Annotated in this window: 19 protein-coding genes and 2 pseudogenes; 5 read left to right on the top strand and 16 right to left on the bottom strand. The window is 66.0% G+C overall.

Going from position 1 to position 22,765, the window contains the following annotated elements:
• Positions 1-8 precede the first annotated feature (8 nt).
• The 5 genes from HT578_RS10110 to hutI are packed head-to-tail and all read right to left on the bottom strand — an operon-like array spanning position 9 to position 5,757.
• Positions 9-545 (bottom strand): HutD/Ves family protein, encoded by a 537-nt coding sequence (locus HT578_RS10110; RefSeq protein WP_213503861.1) that lies wholly within the window; start codon positions 543-545, stop codon positions 9-11.
• Positions 542-2,209, bottom strand: a complete 1,668-nt coding sequence (hutU, locus tag HT578_RS10105) for a urocanate hydratase (RefSeq protein ID WP_213503860.1) — start codon at positions 2,207-2,209, stop codon at positions 542-544. The genes HT578_RS10110 and hutU overlap by 4 nt, the downstream gene beginning before the upstream one ends.
• A gap of 1 nt (position 2,210) precedes the next feature.
• A complete protein-coding gene (gene hutG, locus HT578_RS10100) occupies positions 2,211-3,023 on the bottom strand; it encodes an N-formylglutamate deformylase (RefSeq protein ID WP_213503859.1) in 813 nt (270 codons plus the stop codon).
• On the bottom strand, positions 3,020-4,549 hold the full coding sequence (hutH, locus tag HT578_RS10095; protein ID WP_213503858.1) for a histidine ammonia-lyase: 1,530 nt from the start codon (positions 4,547-4,549) through the stop codon (positions 3,020-3,022). The genes hutG and hutH overlap by 4 nt, the downstream gene beginning before the upstream one ends.
• Complete coding sequence (gene hutI / locus HT578_RS10090; protein WP_213503857.1) at positions 4,546-5,757, bottom strand: imidazolonepropionase; 1,212 nt, start codon at positions 5,755-5,757, stop codon at positions 4,546-4,548. The genes hutH and hutI overlap by 4 nt, the downstream gene beginning before the upstream one ends.
• A gap of 115 nt (positions 5,758-5,872) precedes the next feature.
• Here hutI and HT578_RS10085 point away from each other — a divergent pair, with 115 nt between their 5' ends.
• Both HT578_RS10085 and HT578_RS10080 read left to right on the top strand, forming a co-directional pair.
• Positions 5,873-7,225 (top strand): formimidoylglutamate deiminase, encoded by a 1,353-nt coding sequence (locus tag HT578_RS10085; protein ID WP_213503856.1) that lies wholly within the window; start codon positions 5,873-5,875, stop codon positions 7,223-7,225.
• Positions 7,222-7,941: a UTRA domain-containing protein gene (locus HT578_RS10080; RefSeq protein WP_213503855.1), complete on the top strand. Its 720-nt coding sequence runs from the start codon at positions 7,222-7,224 to the stop codon at positions 7,939-7,941. Before HT578_RS10085 ends, HT578_RS10080 begins: the two co-directional genes overlap by 4 nt.
• 13 nt (positions 7,942-7,954) lie before the next feature.
• Here the strand turns inward: HT578_RS10080 and HT578_RS10075 are convergent, their stop codons facing one another.
• The 3 genes from HT578_RS10075 to HT578_RS10065 form a co-directional block, all read right to left on the bottom strand.
• Positions 7,955-8,326: a purine-cytosine permease family protein gene (locus HT578_RS10075; RefSeq protein ID WP_213503854.1), complete on the bottom strand. Its 372-nt coding sequence runs from the start codon at positions 8,324-8,326 to the stop codon at positions 7,955-7,957.
• A 74-nt stretch (positions 8,327-8,400) separates the two neighbouring features.
• On the bottom strand, positions 8,401-8,685 hold the full coding sequence (locus HT578_RS10070) for a type II toxin-antitoxin system RelE/ParE family toxin (protein ID WP_213503853.1): 285 nt from the start codon (positions 8,683-8,685) through the stop codon (positions 8,401-8,403).
• A complete protein-coding gene (locus HT578_RS10065) occupies positions 8,682-8,948 on the bottom strand; it encodes an antitoxin of toxin-antitoxin stability system (protein WP_239026579.1) in 267 nt (88 codons plus the stop codon). The genes HT578_RS10070 and HT578_RS10065 overlap by 4 nt, the downstream gene beginning before the upstream one ends.
• A gap of 199 nt (positions 8,949-9,147) precedes the next feature.
• On the opposite strand from HT578_RS10065, the pseudogene HT578_RS10060 reads away from it, so the two are divergent.
• From HT578_RS10060 to istB, 3 genes and pseudogenes are all read left to right on the top strand, one after another.
• Positions 9,148-9,321, top strand: a pseudogene (locus HT578_RS10060) (transposase); the annotation flags it as partial.
• A 124-nt stretch (positions 9,322-9,445) separates the two neighbouring features.
• Positions 9,446-10,937, top strand: a pseudogene (istA, locus tag HT578_RS10055) (IS21 family transposase).
• Positions 10,934-11,701: an IS21-like element helper ATPase IstB gene (gene istB / locus HT578_RS10050; protein WP_213500153.1), complete on the top strand. Its 768-nt coding sequence runs from the start codon at positions 10,934-10,936 to the stop codon at positions 11,699-11,701. The pseudogene istA and the gene istB overlap by 4 nt, the downstream one beginning before the upstream one ends.
• Before the next feature lie 83 nt (positions 11,702-11,784).
• On the opposite strand, the gene HT578_RS10045 is transcribed toward istB, so the two are convergent.
• The 8 genes from HT578_RS10045 to HT578_RS10010 all read right to left on the bottom strand — a co-directional run bounded on the left by HT578_RS10045 (position 11,785) and on the right by HT578_RS10010 (position 22,760).
• Positions 11,785-12,558, bottom strand: coding sequence for a tannase/feruloyl esterase family alpha/beta hydrolase (locus HT578_RS10045; RefSeq protein ID WP_213503852.1), 774 nt, complete (start codon positions 12,556-12,558; stop codon positions 11,785-11,787).
• 284 nt (positions 12,559-12,842) lie between these two features.
• Entirely contained in the window at positions 12,843-14,009 is a 1,167-nt protein-coding gene (locus HT578_RS10040) for a nucleotide sugar dehydrogenase (RefSeq protein ID WP_213503851.1), read from the bottom strand.
• Positions 14,010-14,438: 429 nt separating this feature from the next.
• Positions 14,439-15,368 carry a Vgb family protein gene (locus HT578_RS10035; protein ID WP_213503850.1) on the bottom strand — a complete coding sequence of 310 codons (930 nt, stop codon included), beginning with the start codon at positions 15,366-15,368 and terminating at the stop codon, positions 14,439-14,441.
• Between the two features lie 67 nt (positions 15,369-15,435).
• A complete protein-coding gene (gene atzF / locus HT578_RS10030; protein WP_213503849.1) occupies positions 15,436-17,205 on the bottom strand; it encodes an allophanate hydrolase in 1,770 nt (589 codons plus the stop codon).
• Positions 17,202-20,798, bottom strand: coding sequence for an urea carboxylase (gene uca / locus HT578_RS10025; RefSeq protein WP_213503848.1), 3,597 nt, complete (start codon positions 20,796-20,798; stop codon positions 17,202-17,204). Before uca ends, atzF begins: the two co-directional genes overlap by 4 nt.
• Complete coding sequence (locus HT578_RS10020) at positions 20,795-21,430, bottom strand: urea amidolyase associated protein UAAP2 (protein WP_213503847.1); 636 nt, start codon at positions 21,428-21,430, stop codon at positions 20,795-20,797. Before HT578_RS10020 ends, uca begins: the two co-directional genes overlap by 4 nt.
• Before the next feature lie 14 nt (positions 21,431-21,444).
• Positions 21,445-22,272 carry an urea amidolyase associated protein UAAP1 gene (locus HT578_RS10015; RefSeq protein ID WP_213503846.1) on the bottom strand — a complete coding sequence of 276 codons (828 nt, stop codon included), beginning with the start codon at positions 22,270-22,272 and terminating at the stop codon, positions 21,445-21,447.
• Positions 22,269-22,760 (bottom strand): CopG family ribbon-helix-helix protein, encoded by a 492-nt coding sequence (locus HT578_RS10010; protein WP_039390659.1) that lies wholly within the window; start codon positions 22,758-22,760, stop codon positions 22,269-22,271. The genes HT578_RS10015 and HT578_RS10010 overlap by 4 nt, the downstream gene beginning before the upstream one ends.
• Positions 22,761-22,765: the final 5 nt, after the last annotated feature.

Below are 22,765 nucleotides of genomic sequence, written 5' to 3'. Positions count from 1 at the left end.
TGCGATAATTACTGCGCCGCAGTAAATTTTACGAAGAATGCCGCCCCTTCGAGTTGCGCCGAAAATGTTCCCGAAAGGCAATCTAGCTTGTCCAGCCAGATGTCGTGGTGACGTTGCCCAGATAAGGCAATGACGAAACAATCCTGCGTGCAATCGACGATATCCCCGGCGGCAAGTCGGGTCATCGACACTGTAAAATGGCCACGGCGCACCATGGCGTTGAGATCGAGGGCAGGGCCATCGATCGGCACGCTATCCACTGGCAGATCGGCGCGGAAAGGCAGGGGCGCCGATACTTCGTCCAGCGTTACGTTGACGTCCGACCCGTTCAGCGCAAGCTGCCCTTCAATGAGGCCAAGCGTGCGGTCCGTTCCGGGAAAGATCGAGAATGGCCCTGCCTCTTCGACCTTCGCCATGCTCAGGCGCCAGAGGAAATCATCCATTCCAGCGCCCGGCGGGAAGACGGCGATCTCGCGCGTCGTCCCGCCGCCGTTCTTCCACGGCACTTCCGGGCGGTCCGCCGCCCGGATCACCGTAATGCTCACCCGAGGATGCCCGGAAGGTCGAGGTCCTTTTCCGCCGCACAGCTACGCGCAATGTCGTAGCCCGCATCGGCGTGGCGCATGACGCCAGTGGCCGGGTCGTTCCACAGCACACGCTCAAGCCGTGCTGCCGCCTCGGGCGTGCCGTCGGCGACGATCACCATGCCCGAGTGCTGCGAAAAGCCCATGCCCACACCGCCGCCGTGGTGCAGCGAAACCCAGGTCGCGCCGCTGGCGGTGTTCAGCAGGGCGTTGAGCAGCGGCCAGTCGGAAACAGCGTCCGAACCGTCCTGCATGGATTCCGTTTCACGGTTAGGAGAAGCAACGGAACCGCTGTCGAGATGATCGCGCCCGATCACTACCGGAGCCTTCAGCTCGCCATTGGCGACCATTTCGTTGAAGGCAAGGCCAAAGCGGTGGCGATCGCCGAGGCCCACCCAGCAGATGCGCGCCGGCAGGCCCTGGAACTGGATCTTCTCGCGTGCCATGTCGAGCCAGTTGTGCAGGTGCGTGTTGTCGGGCAGCAGTTCCTTCACCTTGGCGTCGGTCTTGTAGATGTCCTCGGGATCGCCCGAGAGCGCTGCCCAGCGGAACGGCCCGACGCCGCGGCAGAACAGCGGGCGGATATAGGCGGGCACGAAGCCGGGAAAGTCGAAGGCGTTCGCCACGCCCTCGTCCAGCGCGACCTGGCGGATGTTGTTGCCATAGTCGGTGGTGGGCACGCCTGCCGCCTGGAAATTGAGCATGGCGCGCACGTGCTGCGCCATCGATGCCTTGGCGGCCTTCGCCACCGCTTCTGGCTCACGCTCGCGGCGCTCGATCCATTCAGCGGCGGTCCAGCCTGCGGGGAGGTAGCCGTTGACCGGATCGTGGGCGCTGGTCTGGTCGGTCAGCAGGTCGGGGCGGATGCCGCGCGCGAACATTTCGGGCAGGATCTCCGCCGCATTGCCGAGCAGGCCGACAGAGACGGGCTTGCCGTCCGCCTTGGCCTGATCGAGGATCGCCATGGCCTCCTCGACGGTGGTGGCCGACTTGTCGAGGTAGCCGGTGCGCAGGCGCATCTCGATACGGCTGGGCTGGCATTCGATGGCAAGGCATGATGCGCCCGCCATGACCGCCGCCAGCGGCTGCGCGCCGCCCATGCCGCCAAGGCCCGCCGTCAGCAGCCACTTGCCCGAGAGATCGCCGCCATGATGCTGTCGGCCCATCTCCACGAACGTCTCGTAAGTGCCCTGAACGATGCCCTGCGTGCCGATGTAGATCCACGAACCGGCGGTCATCTGCCCGTACATGGCAAGGCCGCGCTTATCGAGTTCGTTGAAATGTTCCCAGTTTGCCCAGTGCGGAACGAGGTTGGAATTGGCGATCAGCACACGCGGTGCATCGGCGTGAGTGCGGAACACGCCCACCGGCTTGCCCGACTGCACCAGCAGCGTCTGGTCGGCTTCGAGGCGCTGCAGCGTCTCGACGATCTTGTCATAGCTTTGCCAGTCGCGCGCCGCGCGGCCGATGCCGCCATAGACAACGAGTTCCTCGGGGCGTTCGGCGACGTCTGGGTGAAGGTTGTTCATCAGCATGCGCAACGGGGCTTCGGTCAGCCAGGACTTTGCGGAAAGCGTCGTGCCGGTGGCGGGCTTGATGACGCGGCTGTTGTCGATACGGGTCATGTCAGGCTTCCTGAAAGGCGAAGGCGCGAACCGCCTTCATGATCTGGGAAAGGGTGTGGGTAAGCGGGGCGGCGCGCGCCGGATCGAAAGGCGTGGGCCAGTTGGTTTCGTCCGGCGTTTCGGGCTCGTCCATGTAGCCACGGATGGCGAGTTCCATCTGGATGGCGTGGACGCCGTTTTCGGGCCGACCATAATGGCGGGTCGTCCAGCCACCGCGAAAGCGGCCATCCAGAACGTGGCTCTGGTCCGAGGCGGCGCAGATTGCTTCCACCGTGCTAGCCAGTGCCGGGTCGCATGTCCTGCCGCCGTTGGTGCCAATGTTGAACTGCGGCAATTCGCCTTCGAACAGGCGGGGCACATGGCTGCGGATCGAGTGTGCGTCGTAAAGAACTACCCGGCCGTGAAGGGCGCGCAGGCGTTCGATCTGAGCAGCCAGTGCGGCGTGGTACGGATCGAACCAAAGCGCACGGCGGCGGGCGATTTCTGCGTCATCCGGTGCTTCGCCGCTATAAAGCGGTTCACCGTCGAACGTGGTCGTCGGGCACAGTTCGGTCGTCGCCTGCCCCGGGTAGAGCGAGGCACCGGAGGGATCGCGGTTGAGGTCGATCACGCTGCGCGAAATGCGCGTGCTGACCAGCGTTGCGCCTAGGTCGGCGGCGAAGGCGTAGAGGTCATCGACCCACCAGTCGGCATCGCGCCGTGCGAGCCAGTCGGAACGGAAGAGGTGCCCCACGTCGGCGTGGGTAGTACCGGCGTGGGGGAAGGCGACGAGGATGGGGGCATCGCCTTCAATGACTTTGAGCCAGTCGCTCATGCCACCCCCGGTAGCGCATTGCCTGCCGAAGCGAGCAGCGCGCCGGAGCGGATGATGCGGTTGGCGGCCTCCATATCCGGGTGGAAGTGGCGATCGTTCTCCAGCGTGGGCACGTGCTGGCGCAGGGCCGCACGGGCGGCTTCTAGCGGTGTGCTGGAAGCCAGCGGCGCGTGGAAATCCACACCCTGTCCGGCTGCGAGCAGTTCGATGCCCAGCACGGCGGTGGCGTTCTCGGCCATGTCGAGCAGGCGGCGCGCGCCATGTGCGGCCATCGAGACGTGGTCTTCCTGGTTGGCAGAGGTCGGGATCGAATCGACGCTGGCCGGGTAGGCGCGCTGCTTGTTCTCGCTGACGAGCGCGGCGGCGGTCACCTGCGGGATCATGAACCCCGAATTGAGACCGGGGCGCGGCGTCAGGAACGCGGGCAGGCCGGACAGAGCCGGGTCCACCAGCATGGCGATGCGGCGCTCGGCGATCGAGCCGATCTCGCAGATGGCCATGGCGATCATGTCGGCGGCGAAGGCGACCGGCTCGGCATGGAAGTTGCCGCCTGACAGCGCCTCGTCCGTTTCGGGGAAGATCAGCGGGTTATCGGAGACGCCGTTGGCCTCGATCTCCAGCGTGGTTGCGGCCTGGCGCAGAATGTCGAGCGCTGCGCCCATGACCTGTGGCTGGCAGCGCAGGCAATAGGGATCCTGCACGCGCGCGTCGTTTTCCAGATGGCTGGCGCGGATGGCGCTGCCGGTCATCAGGTCGCGCAGGGCATCGGCCACCTCGATCTGGCCGCGATGGCGGCGCAGGGTGTGGATGCGGGGATCGAACGGCGTATCGGAACCCTTGGCCGCCTCGGTCGAGAGTGCGCCGGTGACAAGCGCGGAGCGGAACAGCAGTTCGGCCTCGAACAGCCCGGCCAAGGCATTGGCGGTGGAGAACTGGGTGCCGTTGAGCAGGGCGAGGCCTTCTTTGGGGCCAAGCTCGGTGGGGTCAAGACCTGCATCGCGCAGTGCCTCGGCGGCGGGGAGGCGTTCATCGTCGACGAATATCTCGCCCACGCCGATCATTGTTGCGGCCATGTGCGACAGCGGGGCAAGGTCGCCGCTCGCGCCGACCGAGCCCTGGCTCGGCACCACCGGGGTCAGGCCCTTGACCAGCATCGCCTCCAGCAGCGCCACCGTCTCCGGCCGCACGCCCGAGGCACCCTGCGCCAGGCTGGCGAGTTTCAGCGCCATCATCAGCCGGATCACCGGCACCGGCGAAGGCGCGCCCGTGCCCGCCGCGTGGCTCAGCACGATGTTGCGCTGGAGCGTCGCGAGATCTTCGTCGCCGATCCGAACGCTTGCCAGCTTACCGAAACCGGTGTTGATGCCGTAGACTGGCGCGCCCTTTGCCAGAATGCGCGACACGGCGGCGGCACTTGCCGCAACGCGGGGCGCGCAGGCCGGGTCGAGCGTGACGGCAGCGCCGCGATAGACCGCGCGCCAGTCCGTCAGCGGGACACTTCCAGGCGTGAGCAGGACAGGATTCATTGACCACTCCAGATGCGGGCATGGAGCGGATTGAACCCCATGCGATAGACAAGTTCGGCGGGACGTTCGACGTTCCAGATGGCAAGGTCACAGCGCTTGCCCGCCTCCAGCGTGCCCCGGTTCGCAAGCCCGAGGGCGCGCGCGGCGTTGCGGGTGACGCCGGCAAGGCATTCGGCAACGGTCAGGCGGAACAGCGTCGCGCCCATGTTCATCGTCAGCAGCAGTGAGGTGAGCGGCGACGTGCCTGGATTGCAGTCGGTCGCCAGCGCGATGGGCACGCCTGCGGTGCGCAGGGCCGCGATAGGCGGCAGCTTCGTCTCGCGTACGAAGTAGTAGGCGCCCGGCAGCAGCGTGGCGACAGTGCCCGAGGCTGCCATCGCGGCGATCCCGGCCTCGTCGAGATATTCGAGATGATCGGCGGAAAGCGCACCATGACGGGCCGCTAGCGCCGCGCCATGGAGATTGGAAAGCTGCTCTGCATGCAGCTTCACCGGCAGGCCGTGGCGAACCGCCGCATCGAACATGCGTTCGGTCTGACTGACGCTGAAGCCGATGCCCTCGCAGAAGGCATCCACCGCGTCGGCAAGACCAAGCGCGGCGATTTCCGGCAGGACTTCGTCGCACAGCAGGGCGATGTAACCGTCCGCATCACTCGCAAATTCCGGCGGCAGGGCGTGCGCGCCAAGGAAGGTCGTGGCGATGGACACCGCGCGCTCCTCGCCAAGGCGGCGTGCCGCGCGCAGCATGCGGATCTCGCTGTCGCGGCCGAGGCCATAGCCGGATTTCACCTCGACCGTGGTGGCGCCTTCGGCGATCAGCGCATCGAGGCGCGGCAGGGCATCGGCGACGAGTTCGTCCTCGCTGGCCGCGCGGGTCGCGCGCATGGTGGAGACGATGCCGCCCCCCGCTCTTGCGATGTCTTCGTAAGTCGCACCATCGAGCCGCATTTCGAATTCTGCGGCACGGTTGCCGCCATGAATAAGGTGGGTGTGGCAGTCGATCAGGCCCGGCGTGATCCAGCGGCCTTCGCAATCGACAACCCGCTTCGCGTCGAGCGAGGGCGCTTCGGCGGCAGGGCCGGCGTAGGCGATCATGCCATCCTTTGCCGCGATCACCCCATGCTCGATCGCGCCGACATCTGCGCTCGCGGCCGTGGCGCCCGCCATGGTCGCAAGCCGGGCGTCCTTCCAGATGGTGTCGTAAAGCATGGCTCGCGGTCCTGTGTTGGCCTCGCCCATTGTGATTGCACTGTTCTGAAATAATGTATAGACAATAATTGCAGCACGGAGAAGATTCATGCCGAAAGGATCGGGAAGGGTGACCATGTCATTGTTTTTCAATCATTGCCTTCTGCCCGATGGCTGGGGGCGCAACGTCCGTGTCACGGTTGCGGATGGCCTGATCACCGCAGTGGAGGCGAATGCCGAGCCTTGCGCAGCGGATGAGCGCCACGCCTGCGCGCTTGCCGGAATGCCCAACCTGCACAGTCACGCCTTCCAGCGCGGCATGGCCGGTCTTGCCGAGCAGAGTGGCCCTGCGAACGACAGTTTCTGGACCTGGCGCGAGATCATGTACCGCTTCGTCGATCGCATGACGCCGGACGATGTGCAGGCGATCGCCGCGCTCGCCTATGTCGAGATGCTGGAGGGGGGCTTCACCCGCGTCGGCGAGTTCCATTACCTCCATCACGACCACGCTGGCCGCCCCTTCGCCGATCCCGCGCAGATGAGCGCGGCGGTGCTGGCAGCGGCCACGGATAGCGGGATCGGGATAACGTTGCTGCCGGTGCTTTACAGCTATGCCGGGTTCGGTGCCCAGTCGCCGAGCCCGGCGCAGGCGCGCTTCATCAACGATCTGGACGGTTATGCCCGCTTGCTCGAAGGCGCGCAGGCCCATGCCAGCGCCTTGCCCGATGCAGTGGTCGGCGTCGCGCCGCACAGCCTGCGTGCGGTCTCGCCTGCGCAACTGCGCGATCTTGCCCCGTTGGCCAAGGATCGGCCAGTCCACATCCACATCGCCGAGCAGGTGAAGGAAGTGGACGACTGCCTGGCATGGAGTGGCCAGCGCCCCGTCGAATGGTTGCTGGACAATGCCGACGTGGATGGCCGGTGGTGCCTCGTCCACGCCACGCACCTGACCGAGGCGGAGACGCTGGCCATGGCTCGCAGCCGCGCGGTGGCGGGGCTATGTCCGATCACCGAGGCGAACCTGGGTGACGGGCTGTTCCCCGTCGAGGCGTTCCTCGCTGCCGGTGGGCGCTATGGCATCGGCAGCGATTCCAACGTCCTGATCGATGCGAGCGAGGAACTGCGGCTGCTTGAATATGGCCAACGCCTGACCCGCCGCGCGCGAAACGTGATGGCGCGGGGCGCGGGGCGTTCGACTGGCGCGGACCTGTATTCCGGTGCGCTCGCGGGCGGGGCTGCGGCGCTTGGCGTCGAGGCGGGGATCGCGGTGGGCCTTCCTGCCGACATCGTGACCCTCCGCCTCGATCATCCGGCGATGGCGCACCGACAGGGCGATGCGATAACCGACAGCTTCCTGTTCGCTGCCGGACGCTCGGCCATTGACTGCGTGTGGCGCCATGGCGAGAAGTTCGTCAGCGAAGGGCGGCACCGCGCGCGCGACCGCGTTGCGCGTGACTACACCAAGGTACTGGAGACATTGATCGCGTGAAAACGCCCCTGCACGAACGCATTCGATCGGATTTCGAGCGCCGCATCCTCGGTGGCGAACTGGCTCCCGGCGATCGCCTGCCCATCGAGCAGGACCTGATGCAGGAATATGGCTGTTCGCGCATGACCGTGAACAAGGCGCTCTCCGCGCTCGTCGGGGCGGGGTTGATCGAGCGGCGCAAGAAGGCGGGGACGTTCGTGATGCGGCCCAAGGTTCATTCCATGGTGCTCGACGTACCCGACATCGCAGCGCAAGTGCGCGAACGTGGGCAGGATTACGCCTTCAGGCCGATCCGCCGTCGGCATCGTCCCGCCGGAAATGACGAGGAGGAAATCCTCCTCGCCGGCGGTGGTGCGCTGGTGCAGATCGACGGACTTCATCTGGTAGACGGTGCCCCGCTGGCCGTCGAGTTTCGTCGGGTGAGTGCGAGCGCGGTGCCCGATTTCGTCGACGCCGAACTCGACGACGTACCGCCGGGAACGTGGCTCTTGCAGCATGTGCCCTGGACCGAGGCCGAGACGCGCATCTCCGCCGTCGCTGCTCTGGGCGAGGCAGCGGACTGGCTTGGCGTCGCGGTGGGGACGCCATGCCTGTGCGTGGAACGCCGGACCTGGCGCGGCCCGGAGCGGATCACTTCCGTGCGCCAGATATTCCTCGGCGATGCCTATGACCTGGTGGCGCGCTTCGGACCGACTTCGCAGCCCTCGCCATCCTGATCGAGGCGAGGCCTTATGCCGCAGCCTTCCAGGGCCCCTTGAAGATCGCGAACCAGATCACCACCGTCACGAGGTAGCCCTCGATCGCGGGGGCGGGCAGCAAGAAGCCGCCTTGCGACTGGCTGGCATAGCCCGCCACTGCGCCCAGAAACCACGCCAGCGTATTCAGCTCCTTGTTGCGGGACGTAAGTCTCGTAACATCGTCGGCGGCCCGGTCTTGCGCAAGGAAGTAGCCGCAGCACCAGACCGCCGCGATCGGCGAGGCCGCCACGCCCAGGATTTCCAGAAATGGCACGAAGTGCTGCGAGACGCGGAACCACGCCGCGATCAGCGCGATCGCTGCGCCGAACAGGCCCAGTTGCCAGACGGGACGCTTTGGCAGCAAGGGTCAGTTCCGGCTGAGTGTGGAATCGTACGTTAAGGTCAGGGGAACGTCACTTCAGCGATAAATCGGATGTTTCAATCCTGTAGCGGCGGCCATTGCCGTGCGGTGTGGATCACAACCAATATCCAAATCGTATCACCTGCAACCTCGTAAACGATGCGATAGCTTCGGTGCGGCGTCAGTTCTCGCGTCCCTGCGACTGTGCCGACATGGCCAAGCAAGGGGAAGTCGGCCAGCCTGGCAACGGCATCACTGAATAGCTGATCGATCCGAAGTGCCGCAGCAGGATCGTGCCCCACGAGATAATCCCAGATCGCGATGCGATCGTGCTGCGCCTGCGGCGTCCAGATGATTTTCACGAATGGGCGGCGCGCAATGCGGCAAAGGCGGCTTCGACCTCTTCGTTCGACCGGCCAAGTCCGTCCCGCATCGAGGCGCGGGCGACTTCAACCTTGCGTTGCAGGAAGGCGTCATGCTCGCGCTGCGCGCGTTGCTGCTGGACGAATGCGCGCATGAATTCGCGAACCACCTGCGAAGCCGAGCGGTGGCTGGCCTCGGCCTCGGCCATGAACTCGGCCCGCAGGTCAGCTTCCAGCTTCATCGTGAACACAGCGGCTTTCAACGGGATATCTCCACAAGGTACTGACGTTGTATATACTGACTAGGCCAGCGTTAGGTCAAGATTTCAAGAGCGCGGGTTCAGAGATTTCCTCGGCTTCCCCGGCCATCGCATAGAGAGGTGGCCTGGAGAATCTGCACACTGAGATAATTGGATTTTCTGCCTGAGAGCAGCCAGATGGGCTGCGAGACAGGAGCAGAGAATGAGCAGACGACCTCGGCGCAACCACAGCCCAGCATTTAAGGCGAAGGTGGCGCTTGCCGCGATCAAGGGTGAGAAGACGTTGGCAGAGCTGGCGCACGACTATGATCTGCATCCTAACCAGATCACGACGTGGCGCACGCAGTTGCTTGAAGGGGCAGCCGGCGTGTTCGGCTCGGTGAGAACGGCGGAGCAATATTCGACCACGCTAGCGGCGGGATAGTCCTGCTGCGGGCGGCGTAAAAGTCGTCCACCTTGAAGCCTTTCTGCCAAGTCAGGGAGGTGTGGGGATCTACAGCGTGGAACTTTATCTTCAGGTCCGTTTGGCTTGCGCGGATGGCATGAGCCAGCGGGCGGCGGCGAAGCGTTTCAATGTGTCGCGCGACACGGTGCGCAAGATGCTGTCGTTTTCATCGCCACCGGGTTACCGGCGTCAATCTGTCCCGCAGCGTCCGAAGCTGGACGGGTTTGTGGCGATCATTGATGGATGGCTTGAAGGGGACCGCTGCGTCCCGCGCAAACAGCGCCATACGGCGAAGCGGGTATTCGACCGCTTGCGCGCCGAGCATGGTTTCACCGGCGGCTATACGATCATCAAGGATTACATCCGCGAGCGTGAGCAACGCAGCCGGGAGATGTTCGTGCCGCTGGCCCACCCGGCGGGGGATGCGCAGGCCGATTTCGGGGAAGCGCTGGTGGAGATCGGCGGGGTGCAGCAGAAGGCCTACTTCTTCGCACTCGATCTGCCGCACAGTGATGCCTGCTATGTGCGGCCTATCCGGCGGCGGTGGCGGAGGCCGGGTGGACGGACACGTTCATGCCTTCGCGTTCTTCGGCGCGGTGCCGCGCTCGATCGTCTATGACAACGATCGCTGCCTTGTGGCGAAGATCCTGCCAGACGGCACGCGTAAGCGTGCCACGCTGTTCAGCGCTTTCCTGTCGCATTACGTGATCCGCGACCGCTATGCCCGCCCGGGCAAGGGGAACGAGAAAGGCAATGTGGAAGGGCTGGTTGGTTACTGCCGCCGCAATTTCATGGTGCCGATCCCGAAGTTCCCGACCTGGGAGGCCTTCAACCTATGGCTGGAGGAGCAATGCCGCAAGCGCCAGCAGGACAAGGTGCGCGGACAGAGCGAGACGATCGGTGAGCGCTTGCAACGCGATCTGGCAGCCATGCAGCCTCTGCCCGCTACACCCTTCGAGGCCTGCGATCAGACGAGCGGGCGGGTCTCCTCGCAATCCCTGGTGCGCTACAGGACCAACGATTATTCGGTTCCGGTGGCACGGGGCCATCAGGAGGTCTGGATCAGGGCCTATGTCGATGAGGTGGTGGTCGGCTGCCGCAGCGAAGTCATCGCCCGTCATCCTCGTTGTTATGCCCGCGAGGAGGTTATCTTCGACCCGCTCCACTATCTCCCGCTGATCGAGCAGAAGATCAACGCATTCGACCAGGCCGCGCCTTTGCAGGGCTGGGATTTGCCCGAAGCGTTCACGACACTGCAGCGGTTGATGGAAGGCCGCATGCACAAGCATGGCAGGCGTGAATATGTACAGGTGCTGCGCCTGTTGGAAACGTTCACCCTCGCCGATCTCCGTGCGGCGGTGGAACAGGCCATTGATCTTGGCGCCATCGGCTTCGATGCCGTCAAGCACCTCGCCCTGTGCCGGGTCGAACGCGTACCGCCCAGGCTGGACCTGGACGTCTATCCCTTCCTGCCACGCACAACGGTCGAGAAGACCTTTGCCAGAGCCTATCTGAGCCTGCTCTCCGACCAGCAGGAGGCCGCATGAGCGATCAGACCCCGGAGCTTCTTCTCGCTCACAATCTCAAGGCACTCAAGCTGCCTACGTGCCTGCGAGAGCACCACAAGCTCGCCCGGCAATGTGCCGCTGAAGGCGTCGATCATATCCGCTTCCTCGCCCGCCTTGTCGAGATGGAGATGATCGACAGGGAGCGTCGTATGGTCGAGCGGCGCATCAAGGCCGCGCGCTTCCCCGCCGTCAAAAGCCTCGACAGCTTCGACTTCACCGTCATCCCGAGGCTCAACAAGATGCAGGTGCTCGAGATGGCGCGCTGCGAGTGGATCGAGCGGCGTGAGAACGCCATCGCTCTGGGGCCATCGGGCACCGGAAAGACGCACGTAGCGTTGGGGCTCGGACTGGCAGCATGCCAGAAAGGGCTGTCGGTGGGCTTCACCACTGCGGCGGCGCTGGTCAGCGAAATGATGGAGGCGCGCGACGAGCGGCGTCTCCTGCGCTTCCAGAAGCAGATGGTCGGATACAAACTGCTCATCATCGACGAACTGGGCTTCGTACCGCTCTCCAAGACCGGCGCCGAACTGCTGTTCGAGCTGATCTCCCAGCGTTACGAACGCGGCTCCACCTTGATCACCAGCAACCTGCCCTTCGACGAATGGACCGAAACCTTCGGATCCGAGCGTCTCACAGGCGCGCTCCTCGATCGCCTGACCCATCACGTCAGCATCCTCGAGATGAACGGCGAAAGCTATCGCCTCGCTCACAGCCGGGCCCGCAAGGCCAAAATCAGACCCTGAAAAGCAAGCCAATGCCGGGGGGAGTGGCCCTCGGGCTACGCCCTCACGCCACTCCCCCCGGCGTGTAACACGATGGCCTGGTTTTACGCCGCCCCATGGCCGACTTTTGCTCCGCCGTTGACACCGGCCAGCGCCTGGAACTGGCGCACATCCCAGACCGAGCCCAGCGCCGCGCGGCTGAGGTGGAAGCCGGGATTGCCTGCGACCACGCCGTCGAATTCGGTAGGAAAGCGCATGGCTGCCTGCATTGCCTCGCGCCCGCCGTTCGAGCAGCCCATGAAGTAGGAGGTTTGCGCCGCGCGGCCATAGCGCGCGCGGATAAGCGCCTTGGCGGTGTCGCTCACCTTGCCGATCGAGGCGTAGGCCAGGTCGAGCACGGCCTGCTGGTCGACCGCGAAATCGAGGTTGGGCTTGTCGTGGCCGCTGTCCATGCTGACGACGGCATAGCCGCGCTGCAGCGCGGGCGTTGCGGTTGAGCCGGTGCTCGGGATGGCGCCGATGGCGGGCGCAATGAAGCCGTCGGTGCCGCCACCGCCCTGGAACAGGAAGCGTCCGTTCCACTTTTCGGGCAGGCGCATCTGGAAGCGGATGGCGTAGTGCCCGCCCACGCCCTCACGGTCGCCGATGCGGCCTTCGACAAGGCAGTGCGGGCCTGCGGGCACGGGGCGCGGCGAGCCTCCGGTCATGGCGCTCATCGGGTCGGCCGGGATCGGCGCGCTGCCCTGGGCCTCGGCCTTGGTGAAGGTGACGCCGGGAAGTTCAAGCGTGAGAAGGTCCGAACAATCGCGCGCCATGGCGGGCGAGGCCGAAAAGGCGATGGCGGCCGCTGCGGCCGTACCCATGAACCGGTATTTCATTCTGGTTTCCCTGCTCTTGTCGTGCCCGAAAGTATCGGAACGGGGCTCGGTTGATCGTGTGCCAGCACCATAGAGGCGGGAAGCGCGGCTGTTCAGTGCCGTATCGCTCCATGCCGTGTGAAGCGCAGTTCACCATCGGGTTTTGCACAAGGCAACCATGGAACGGCTTTTCGCCGCGCACGTGGCGCGGATCGGGACGCCATGGGGCAACGAGCGCATCGCCAACGGATCGGGCCGTGTCCGCGCCAGAGCGGCGTTGACGAGACAGGCTCCCCCGCGCGGGTTCAGTCGGAGCCGAACAGGTCGCGGGTGTAGACCTTGTCCGCGACATCGCGGATGGCATCGGTCTGGCGGTTGGCGATGATGATGTCGCAGTCCTGCTTGAACGCGTCGAGATCGCGCATGATCTTCGAGCCGAAGAAAGTCTCCTCGCTCATCGCCGGTTCGTAGATGACCACCTCGATACCCTTGGCCTTGATCCGCTTCATGATCCCCTGGATCGAGGACTGGCGGAAATTGTCGGAACCGGCCTTCATCACGAGCCGGTAGACGCCGACTTTCTTCGGGCTGCGGGCGATGATCTGGTCGGCCAGAAAGTCCTTTCGGGTCCGATTGGCATCGACGATCGCACGGATCAGGTTCTGGGGGACTTCGGAGTAGTTCGCGAGCAGCTGCTTGGTGTCCTTGGGGAGGCAGTAGCCGCCGTAGCCGAAACTCGGGTTGTTGTAGTGCGTGCCGATCCGCGGGTCGAGGCCAACCCCTTCGATGATCTGGCGGGTGTTGATGCCCCTGGAAATGGCGTAGCTGTCGAGCTCGTTGAAGAAGGCCACGCGCATTGCAAGATAGGTGTTCGCGAATAGCTTGATCGCCTCGGCCTCGTCGGCGTCGGTGAACAGGACCGTGATATCGTCCTTCTCGGCACCTTGCACCAGCAGGTCGGCAAAGATCCGGGCGCGCTCTGAGCGTTCGCCCACGATGATCCGCGACGGGTTCAGGTTGTCGTAGAGGGCGCGGCCCTCGCGCAGGAATTCCGGGCTGAAGATGACCTGCTGTGTGTCCATGCGCTGGCGCACGTCCCGTACATACCCGACCGGAACCGTGGACTTGATGACGATCGTGGCCGCAGGCGCGTGGGTGGTTGCCAGCCCTATGACGGCTTCCACCGAGGAGGTGTCGAATTTGTCGGTCTCGACATCGTAGTTGGTTGGTGTTGCGATGATGACATAGTCGGCATCGGCGAGCGCCTCCTCGGCAGAGGTCGTGCCGCGCAGGTCGAGCTTGCGCTCGTGCAGGAACTCTTCCAGTTCCGCATCCACGATCGGAGACTGGCGTGCGTTGAGCATCTCCACGCGCTCGGCCGAAATATCGACGGCCACGACCGTGTTGTGCTGCGCGAGCAGGACGGCATTGGACAGGCCGACATAACCGAGGCCAAAGACAGCAATTTTCATCTACGAGTACTCTTGCGGTGGTAGTGCGGTGGTGCCGGAACGTTCGCGAACGATCAGACCTGTCGCCTCATACTGCGAACTTGGCCGGGGAATGTCACGTTTCGAAGAGTGGTAAGCCATCTGGGCTGCCTGGCGTAAGGCGCGGACATCGAGCGGGCTTCCTTTTCGTGGCATCGGGCCTTTCGTGGCGCCGGGCCTTTCTTGGCGCCGTGTCACGGAAGGCGGGTCCGGACCTATGCGAGAGCCCGTAGTCGAACTCGACCCCTGCGACAACGGCGACGTCGACCATCCGTGCGAATTCCTTGCCGAACATGCCCGAACGGGCCCGACGCGGAAAGATCGCGGCGAGCCCGTTGGTGGATGGGCAGGATTATGTCGCGGCGCGGGGGGCAGTACGCAGACCAGATCGATCCGCGCGCGTCTCGCTGGTCAGTCGGGCAGCATGGCGGTGGGCCACCAGGTGATGATGTGCTCGTCGTGGGCGGAGGTCCACACGCCCTCGGGGGTGTAGCGCAGCGCCCCGCTGCCCGCGGGCTTGCCCATGCGGGCGATGATTTCCGACTTCGCCGCGTCGATGACGACGAAGCGCTGGTCGTCGGTGGTGCGCAGCCAGACCTTGCCCGCGCCGGTGTCGATGTCGCCCCACTTGAGGTTGTCGCCCACCTTGATCCGGCCGGTCACCTCGACGCTGGCCGGATCGACGCGCGCCAGCGTGCCGTCGCCCTGCTCCTGGACCCAGACCGCGCCTTCGCCCGCAGCGAGGAAGCCGGGGGTGGTGCCAAGAGGCGTGCTTCCGGTCACTTCGTTGGTGGCCGGATCGATGCGCTGGAGCGTCTGCTTCTCGGCGCTGACGGCCCACACGGCATCAAAGCCATAAGCCAGGTACCAGGTGCCCGGATCGACGGTGACTTGCGCGGTTACCGCGTTGGTGGCGGGGTCGATGCGCGCGACCTGTCCGTTGGGATTGCTCGCGACCCAGATCGAGCCTGCGCCGAAGGCGACGTTCAGCTCGCCCGCCTGGTTGGCGATGCCGGTGTAGATCGCGGCGACGAGCTTGCCGCTGGCAAGATCGATGCGGTTGATCGTGCCCGCGCCGCAGTCGGCCACCCACAGCGAACCGGCCGCGATGCTCATGGTGCCACACGGGCGCCCGAGCGGGACCTGCGCCTGCTTGCCCGCGCGCGACCATTTTTCGACCCGGCCCCGGTTGGTGGCCCAGACGCTGTCGCCATCGACGGCCAGGAAGTCGGCGAAGTCGGGGACATGGACGACAGTCTCATCCTGCGCCAGCGCAGGGCTGGCGAGCGAAACCATGGCGGCGACAGCGCCTGCCGCCAGAGTGCGCGTGTACCTGTTCATCCGATGTCCCCCATTCAACGTAGTGTGCGCAAGAGTGCCCGGTGCGACCCGAAGCGTGGCTTTCGTCTCAGCCGAGGCTGGCGATATAGTTGCGCCAACCGCCAAGAGCGGTGATGTCGGTGGCACCGATCGTCGCGCGCGGTTCGGACACGAAGCCCTTGACGCTGGAGCCATCGGCCAGCGTGACCGTGCCGATGGCAAGCGGGGCGGGCACTTCGGCGACGAAGCTGCCGAATTCGGCCGCGCCCAACTCGTAGACTTCGACCGGCAGGCTGGTGCCGCCTTCCTCGAAGACGAGCGCGGGCTTGGGGGGCGTGCTGTTGGCCAGCGCGTAGAGGCGGTAGCTGGGCGCGGTGTCGAAGGCGCCGATGAATGTGGCGTCGCGCGAGGTCAGCTGCCAGTGGAGCGGCATGTCCTTCAGGTGGGCGCCGACAACGGCCAGTTTCACGGCTTCCATACGTCCCTCAAGATCAAGCGGTGGCAAAGGAGAAGATGTGCGCGCGGCAAGGTAGCCATCGGCGACGTCAAGCAGCGCGCGGTCGGTGTCGGCAGGCCCGATCAGTGTCACGCCAAAGCCGGTGCCGTTGTCGCGGATTCCGGCCGGGACCGCGAGCGCGGCCATGTCGAGCAGGTTCACGAAGTTGGTGTAGTAGCCAAGGTTGGAATTGAGCGCGACGGGCGCTTTGGCCAGCTCGGCCACACGGTAGGTGGTGCCGGTGGTGGGGAAGGCGAGCATGTCGACCTCCTCCCAGAGAAGGTCGGCGTGGCGCTTCAGCTCAGCCATGCGGTAGATGCCGTTGAAGAGCTCGACCGCGCCGATCTTGAGGCCCGGTTCCACGACCTCGCGCACGACCGGGTCGATCGCCTCGGGATCGCTCGTCAGCAGGCTTTCGATGGCCGCAGTACGCTCGGCAACCCACGGCCCGCCGTAGAGGAGGAGCGCAGCTTCCTGAAGCGGGGCGTAGTCGATCTCGACGATCCTGGCCTCGCGGCCCAGCACCTCGAGCGCCTGCTCGTAGAAGGTTTCGGCTGCGGCATCGCCGAAGAACTGGCGCTGATCCTTGCGCGGCACGCCGATGACCCTGGGCGCAAGCGGTGCGTCGGCCAGCGGCTTGGAGTAGGGATCGGCGACATCGAAGCCCGCAATCACGCCGTCGACAAGGCGCGCGTCGGCGGTGTCGTCGGTGAAGACGGTGATGCAGTCGATGGTGCGGCAGGCCGGGACCAGCCCCTTCGTGCTCCAGCGGCCCTTGGTGGGCTTGAAGCCGATGAGGTGGTTGAAGGCGGCGGGAACGCGGCCCGACCCCGCCGTATCGGTGCCCAGCGCAAAGGGCACGATGCCCGCCGCGACCACGACCGAGGAGCCCGAACTGGACCCGCCGCTGACGTAAGCCTGGTTATAGGCGTTGCGCGGGATGCCGTAGGGGCTGCGTGTGCCGACAAGGCCGGTGGCGAACTGGTCGAGGTTGGTCTTGCCGATGAGGATGGCGCCCGCCTCGCGCAGCCGCGCGACCACGGTGGCGTCCTCGTCCGGGGCATAGGCGAAGGCGGGGCAGGCGGCGGTGGTCTGGAGCCCGGCCGCATCGATGTTGTCCTTCACCGCGAAGGGCACGCCCGCAAGTGGCAGGCTCTCGCCCGCCGCCACGCGCGCGTCCACCGCGCGGGCCTGCGCCAGTACGGCCTCGGGCGCGGCGCGGCTGATCCAGATCTGGGGCTGGATCGCGTCGTAGCTCTCGGCCCGCGCGAGGGTTTCCTCGGCAACGGCAAGGGCGGTGAGGGTGCCCGCGTTGACACGGGCGGCAATGTCCGCAGCGCTGCGGCGGCTCAGGTCCATCATGCGGTCCTCGACAGGGCGAGCATCGGCGAGCCAGGCTGCAACGACTTGCCCTCTTCCATGTAGATCGCCGAGATTGTGCCCGATCCCGGGCTCTCGACAGGGGCTTCCATCTTCATCGCCTCGACCACCGCGATACGGTCGCCCGCCTTCACGATGTCGCCGGGCGAAACGAGAAGCTGGGCGACAACGCCGCCATAGGGCGCCTCGATGAGGTCGGCGCCTTCGGGCACGTCGACGGCGACGGGTTCGAGGTCTTCGACGTCCTCGGCCTCAGCCACACGGTCGAATTCGCCGTTGCGGCGCCATTCGGCGCGTTCCTCGTCGAACGCGGCCTGGCGGGTGGCCTGGAATTCCCCGATCGATTCCGCATTGTCGGCCAGGAACTTGCGGTAGTCGGCAAGGCGGAACTCGCTCTCCTCAATCTGGATCGAGCGGCGCCCGTTGGGAAACTCGCGGCGCCATTCCATCAGCTCGTCCGGGCTTACCGGATAGAAGCGGATCTGGTCGAAGAAGCGCAGCAGCCAGGGCTTGCCGTCTGTGAAGGCGTCGGTCTGGCGGTAGGTGTTCCAGACCTGGATCGTGCGCCCGAAGAGCTGGTAGCCGCCCGGACCTTCCATGCCGTAGATGCACATGTAGGCGCCACCGATGCCCACGACGTTGGGCGGTGTCCAGGTGCGCGCCGGATTGTACTTGGTGGTGACGAGGCGGTGGCGCGGGTCCATCGGGGTCGCCACCGGTGCGCCGAGGTAGACGTCGCCCAGACCCAGCACGATGTAGTTGGCGTCGAACACGATGTTGTTGACCGCATCGGCATTGGGAAGCCCATTGACGCGGCGGATGAACTCGATGTTGTCGGGGCACCAGGGCGCATCGTCGCGCACGATCGACATGTACTTCTCGATTGTCTCGAGAGTGGCCGGATCGCGCCAGCTCAAGGGCAGGTGGACAACGCGCGAGGGGACGGTGAAGTCCTCCAGGTCGCCCAGACGCTCCTCGGCGGAGATGAGGGCGTCCAGCGCGTCCTTCTGGCGCAGCACTTCGCCATCGAAGTGGAACTGGAGCGAGCGGATGCCGGGCACGATGTCGATCACGCCGGGCAGCGCCATCTTCTCCAGTTCGGCCATCAGCGCGTGGACGCGGATGCGCAGCTCCACGTCGAGGACGATGTCGCCGTACTCGATGAGGATGTTGCGGTCGCCCTGCTGGCGGTAGACCGTGCGCGGACGGCCCGGGCCTTCGGGAAGCTGGGCGAGGATCGGGTCGAGGTCCGCGACGTCGCGCAGGGGCGTGGCCGGTACGGGCGTGCCGCTTTCGAGGAAGGCGCGCTGCGCGGCGTGGGCCGCGTCGGCGTCGTCCATGGTCACCGGCACGAAGCGTACCTTGTCGCCTGCGGTGAGCTGGCCGACCTTCCACAAGTCCGCCGCGATCACGACGAAGGGGCACACGAAGCCGCCCAGCGACGGGCCATCGGGGCCCAGGATGATCGGCATGTCGCCGGTGAAATCCACCGCGCCGATGGCGTAGGCGTTGTCGTGGATGTTGGAGGGGTGCAGGCCCGCCTCGCCGCCGTCGGTACGCGCCCATTGCGGCTTGGGGCCGACCAGGCGCACGCCGGTGCGGTTGGAGTTGTAGTGGACCTGCCAGCTCGCCGAGACGAGCGTGCCGATGTCATCGTCGGTGAAGAAGTCGGGCGCGCCGTGGGGGCCGTAGAGGACGCGCAGCGTCCACTCGGTCGAAACTTCGGGGATCTCGGGCGTGGGGAGCGCCGTCCCCGTGGGCTTGCCGCCCAGGTGCAGGGTGTCACCTGCCAGCAGGCGGCGCGCGGCGGGGCCGCCGAACTGGCCGAGCTCGAAGGTCGAGCAGCTGCCCAGGTACGGCGCGACATCGAGGCCGCCCGCAAAGAGGATGTAGCCGCGCATGCCGCCGCCGGTCGCCCGGCCCATCGAGAGAGTCTGGCCGGCTGCAATCTCAAGCACGGTGCCGCGCGCGACCGGCTGGTCGTCGAGCCGCGCGCCGAAGTCCGCGCCCATCAGGCAGATGCGGGCAGGGGCCGTGAAGGCAAGCGTCGGGCCGGTGACGGTGATCTCCAGGCCCTCGGTGCCTTCGGGATTGCCGAGCAGACGGTTGCCGAGGCGGAACGACTGGTCGTCCATCGGGCCCGAAGGGGGCACGCCGACCGCCCAGTACTTCTGGCGGCCCGGCCAGTCCTGCACGGTCGTCGCCGTGCCGCCTGCAACCACGCGAAAGCCGGTGGGCTGGTAGGAAATGGTGTCGAGGACGCGGGTGGAGACCGCGCCGCTGGTGAATTCCTCGCAGCGGGTAACGTCGCGCAGCCAGCGCAGGTTGGTCTCGATACCGTCGATGCGGGCCGTGTCGGCGACCTTCTGCACGGCCGCGACCGCGTCCTCGCGGGTGGGCGCGTGAACGATCAGCTTGGCGAGCATGGGATCGTACCAGGCGGTGATCTCGCTGCCGCCCGCGACCCAGGTCTCGACGCGGATGTCGTCCGGGAATTCCACGTTGGTGAGGATGCCCGTGGTCGGGCGGTAGTCGAGCGAGGGGTCCTCGGCGTAGATGCGCAGCTGGACCGCGTGGCCCCGGGGCGCGCCGTGATCTTCGGACAGGAAGGCGTAGTCGCCCGCGCCGCCGCGGATCATCCACTCGACAAGGTCGATGCCGAAGACTTCCTCGGTCACGCCATGTTCGACCTGGAGACGCGTGTTCATTTCCAGGAAGAAGAACTGCTCCTTGTCGGCATCGTAGAGGAATTCCACGGTGCCGGCCGAGCGGTAGTTCGCCGCTTCGCCCAGGCGAATGGCCGAGGCGATGAGTTCCTCGCGCACGGCTTGGGGAAGGCAGGAGGCGGGGCTTTCCTCGACCACCTTCTGGTTGCGGCGCTGGAGCGAGCAGTCGCGTTCGCCGAGCGCCACGACCTTGCCTTCGCCATCGCCGAAGAGCTGGACCTCGATGTGGCGCGCGCGGCGAATGTAGCTTTCAAGGAACACGCCCGCATCGCCAAAGCTCGCCTGGCCCTGGCGCTTGACCGAGGCGAAGCCCTCGCGCACGTCACCTTCGTTCTCGCACACGCGCATGCCGATGCCGCCGCCGCCCGCGGTGGCCTTGAGCATGATCGGGTAGCCGATCCTGGCGGCGGCCGCGACGGCCTCTTCCTCGTCGGTGAGGAGGTCGGTGCCGGGCGCCAGGGGCACGTCGTGCGCGGCGGCGAGCGCGCGGGCAGAGTGCTTGAGGCCGAAGGTCGAGATGTTCTCGGGCGTCGGGCCCACGAAGACGATTCCCGCATCGGCGCAGGCCTGCGCGAATTCGAGGTTCTCGGAAAGGAAGCCGTAGCCCGGGTGGATCGCCCCCGCGCCGGTTTCCCTCGCCGCCGCAATGATCGCTGCGATGTCGAGGTAGCTCTCGGAAGGCTTGGCTTCGCCGATGCAGACCGCGACGTCGGCCTCGGAGACGTGGAGCGAGCCCTCGTCGGCCTTGGAGTAGACCGCCACCGAGCGCAGGCCCATGCGGCGCAGGGTACGGATGATGCGGGTTGCGATCGCGCCCCTGTTGGCGATCAGGACGGTGTCGAAGGTCATGCGGTCACGATCATCCGGACGGGGCTCGGGTTGAAGCCGTTGCAGGGGTTGTTGATCTGCGGGCAGTTCGAGACGACGACGATGACGTCCATCTCGGCCTTGAGATCGACGGTGAGGCCCGGTGCCGAAATGCCATCGACGATGCCCAGCGACCCGTCCGCCTCGACCGGAACATTCATGAAGAAGTTGATGTTCGAGACGATGTCGCGCTTGGTGCGCCCCTCGGTGAGGTTGGCGTTGAGGAAGTTCTCGACGCAGGCGTGCTGGGCCTTGGTGTGGTGGCCGTAGCGCAGCGTGTTCGATTCGCACGAGCACGCGCCGCCGATGGTGTCGTGGTAGGCGACCGAGGTGCCCGCGATGGTCATCATCGGGTTGCCCTCGTTCGAGCGCAGCACGGTGCCCTCGCGCAGGAACAGGTTGCCCTGCGCCGAAACGGTGTCCTGCGCGCTGTAGCGCTCGGCGTCGTCGGCCTCGGAATAGAGCAGGAAGTCGACGGCCTGGTTGCCCTCCAGGTCCACGATGCGCAGCGTTTCGCCCGCCTTGATGTGGTGCAGCCAGGGGCCGCGCGCGGGAACGGTCTCGTCGTGGACAACGGCGCCGGAAAGATCGGCCAGGTAGGGATCAGCGGTCATGGCACTTGGTCCTTTCAGCGACGGAAGTAGTCTTCGACATTGAGGAAGGCGCGGCGGCCTTCGGGCGTGGCGTTGCGCACCGCATCGTCCTCGGGGGTGATGGGCCCGCGCCAGGCGGTCGCGCGAAGGGGGGTGCACGACCATTCCTCGCGCGGGTCCATCACGTGGGGGCAGTTGGCGATCACCACGATCACGTCCATTTCCGCGCGCAGGATCACGCTGCGCCCGGCATCGAAGGGGCCGGTGAGGGGGGTGATGACCCCGTCGTCCTCAACCCGCACGCCCTTGAACAGGTTGACGCACGGGTGCACGTCGCGCGGGCCCAGGCCATGCTTGGCCACCCCGTTCAGGAAGCGGTCGCGGCCGTTGGAGAAGTAGGGGGCGGGCTCCTGGCCCTTGCCGTACTTCGCCGCGCTCAGCTTCGCGTTGGAGACACCGCAGAAGCAGTCGTGCGTCTCGGCCTCGTCCTCGACCAGGCTCATCAGCACGCGGCCCATGTCGGAGAGGAGCAGGCGGCCCTTCTCCAGATAGGCATTCCACTGGACCTTCACCGTGTCCGCGACGTTGAGGCGTTCGCTGGGCATCTCGGCGTTGAAGATCAGGAGCGAGGCGCAGGCATCGCCCTTGAGATCGATGAGGCGCAGGCGCGCGCCGCGCGCCAGGCGCCGCGTGGCATAGCCGCCCGCCGCGATGGTCTCTTCCCAGACAAGGTCGCTGGGCGAAATGCCGGCGGGAAGATCGTCGGCCACCGGCGGCAGCACGGGCATGCTTTCCACCACGGTGCCTTCCATGCTGCGGGCATGGTCGCGCGCGGCCAGGGGATTTTCCAGGGTCTGTGTCATGGATGCGCTCCGGGAATGTGAGGGGGCGTGTCGGGGGCGCCGCGGTCCTGCTTGTGGAGCGGCGGCAGAAGCGAGGTGGTGGTCACCAGTTCGAGCTGCTGAAGGCCGCGCAGGCGGCGGATCGCGTCGCACAACTCCTTGAGGCGGGCGTAGGGGCCCTGCACCAGGAGCACTTCCAGCGAGCGGTCGTGCTCAAGGAAGATGTGCTGCGAGGAGATGATCTCCTTCAGGAAGCCGGACTGGGTGCGGAAGAGCTGGTGGCGCATGCGCCCGCGCTCGCCGCGGTAGACCATGGTGATCGTGCCCGCGAGCATCTCGTCGGGACGGAACAGCGATTCGTGCTCGGCCAGGGCCTGGCGGATCAGTTCGGCGATCAGCTGCGAGCGCGAGGGCAGGGCCCGTTCCGCCACCATCACGTCGAGCTGCCGGAACAGTTCGGCGGGCAAGCTCATGCTGAGACGGGCAAGGGAAGCGGATTCGGAGCTCATGCCTC

Origin of the sequence: Novosphingobium decolorationis (genome assembly GCF_018417475.1) — a bacterium.
Classification (GTDB): Bacteria; Pseudomonadota; Alphaproteobacteria; order Sphingomonadales; family Sphingomonadaceae; genus Novosphingobium; species Novosphingobium decolorationis.
Note: the sequence above shows the minus strand (reverse complement) of the source record. Positions and strands in the feature narration are given on the sequence as shown.

What these genes read in the sequence shown, in the direction of transcription:
- HT578_RS10085 (WP_213503856.1), top strand. Translation starts at nt 5,873, where the DNA reads ATGTCATTGTTTTTCAATCATTGCCTTCTGCCCGATGGCTGGGGGCGC.
- HT578_RS10010 (WP_039390659.1), bottom strand. Translation starts at nt 22,760, where the DNA reads ATGAGCTCCGAATCCGCTTCCCTTGCCCGTCTCAGCATGAGCTTGCCC.
- hutU (WP_213503860.1), bottom strand. Translation starts at nt 2,209, where the DNA reads ATGACCCGTATCGACAACAGCCGCGTCATCAAGCCCGCCACCGGCACG.
- uca (WP_213503848.1), bottom strand. Translation starts at nt 20,798, where the DNA reads ATGACCTTCGACACCGTCCTGATCGCCAACAGGGGCGCGATCGCAACC.
- hutH (WP_213503858.1), bottom strand. Translation starts at nt 4,549, where the DNA reads ATGAATCCTGTCCTGCTCACGCCTGGAAGTGTCCCGCTGACGGACTGG.
- hutG (WP_213503859.1), bottom strand. Translation starts at nt 3,023, where the DNA reads ATGAGCGACTGGCTCAAAGTCATTGAAGGCGATGCCCCCATCCTCGTC.
- HT578_RS10020 (WP_213503847.1), bottom strand. Translation starts at nt 21,430, where the DNA reads ATGACCGCTGATCCCTACCTGGCCGATCTTTCCGGCGCCGTTGTCCAC.
- HT578_RS10035 (WP_213503850.1), bottom strand. Translation starts at nt 15,368, where the DNA reads ATGAACAGGTACACGCGCACTCTGGCGGCAGGCGCTGTCGCCGCCATG.
- istB (WP_213500153.1), top strand. Translation starts at nt 10,934, where the DNA reads ATGAGCGATCAGACCCCGGAGCTTCTTCTCGCTCACAATCTCAAGGCA.
- HT578_RS10015 (WP_213503846.1), bottom strand. Translation starts at nt 22,272, where the DNA reads ATGACACAGACCCTGGAAAATCCCCTGGCCGCGCGCGACCATGCCCGC.
- hutI (WP_213503857.1), bottom strand. Translation starts at nt 5,757, where the DNA reads ATGCTTTACGACACCATCTGGAAGGACGCCCGGCTTGCGACCATGGCG.
- HT578_RS10040 (WP_213503851.1), bottom strand. Translation starts at nt 14,009, where the DNA reads ATGAAAATTGCTGTCTTTGGCCTCGGTTATGTCGGCCTGTCCAATGCC.
- HT578_RS10045 (WP_213503852.1), bottom strand. Translation starts at nt 12,558, where the DNA reads ATGAAATACCGGTTCATGGGTACGGCCGCAGCGGCCGCCATCGCCTTT.
- atzF (WP_213503849.1), bottom strand. Translation starts at nt 17,205, where the DNA reads ATGATGGACCTGAGCCGCCGCAGCGCTGCGGACATTGCCGCCCGTGTC.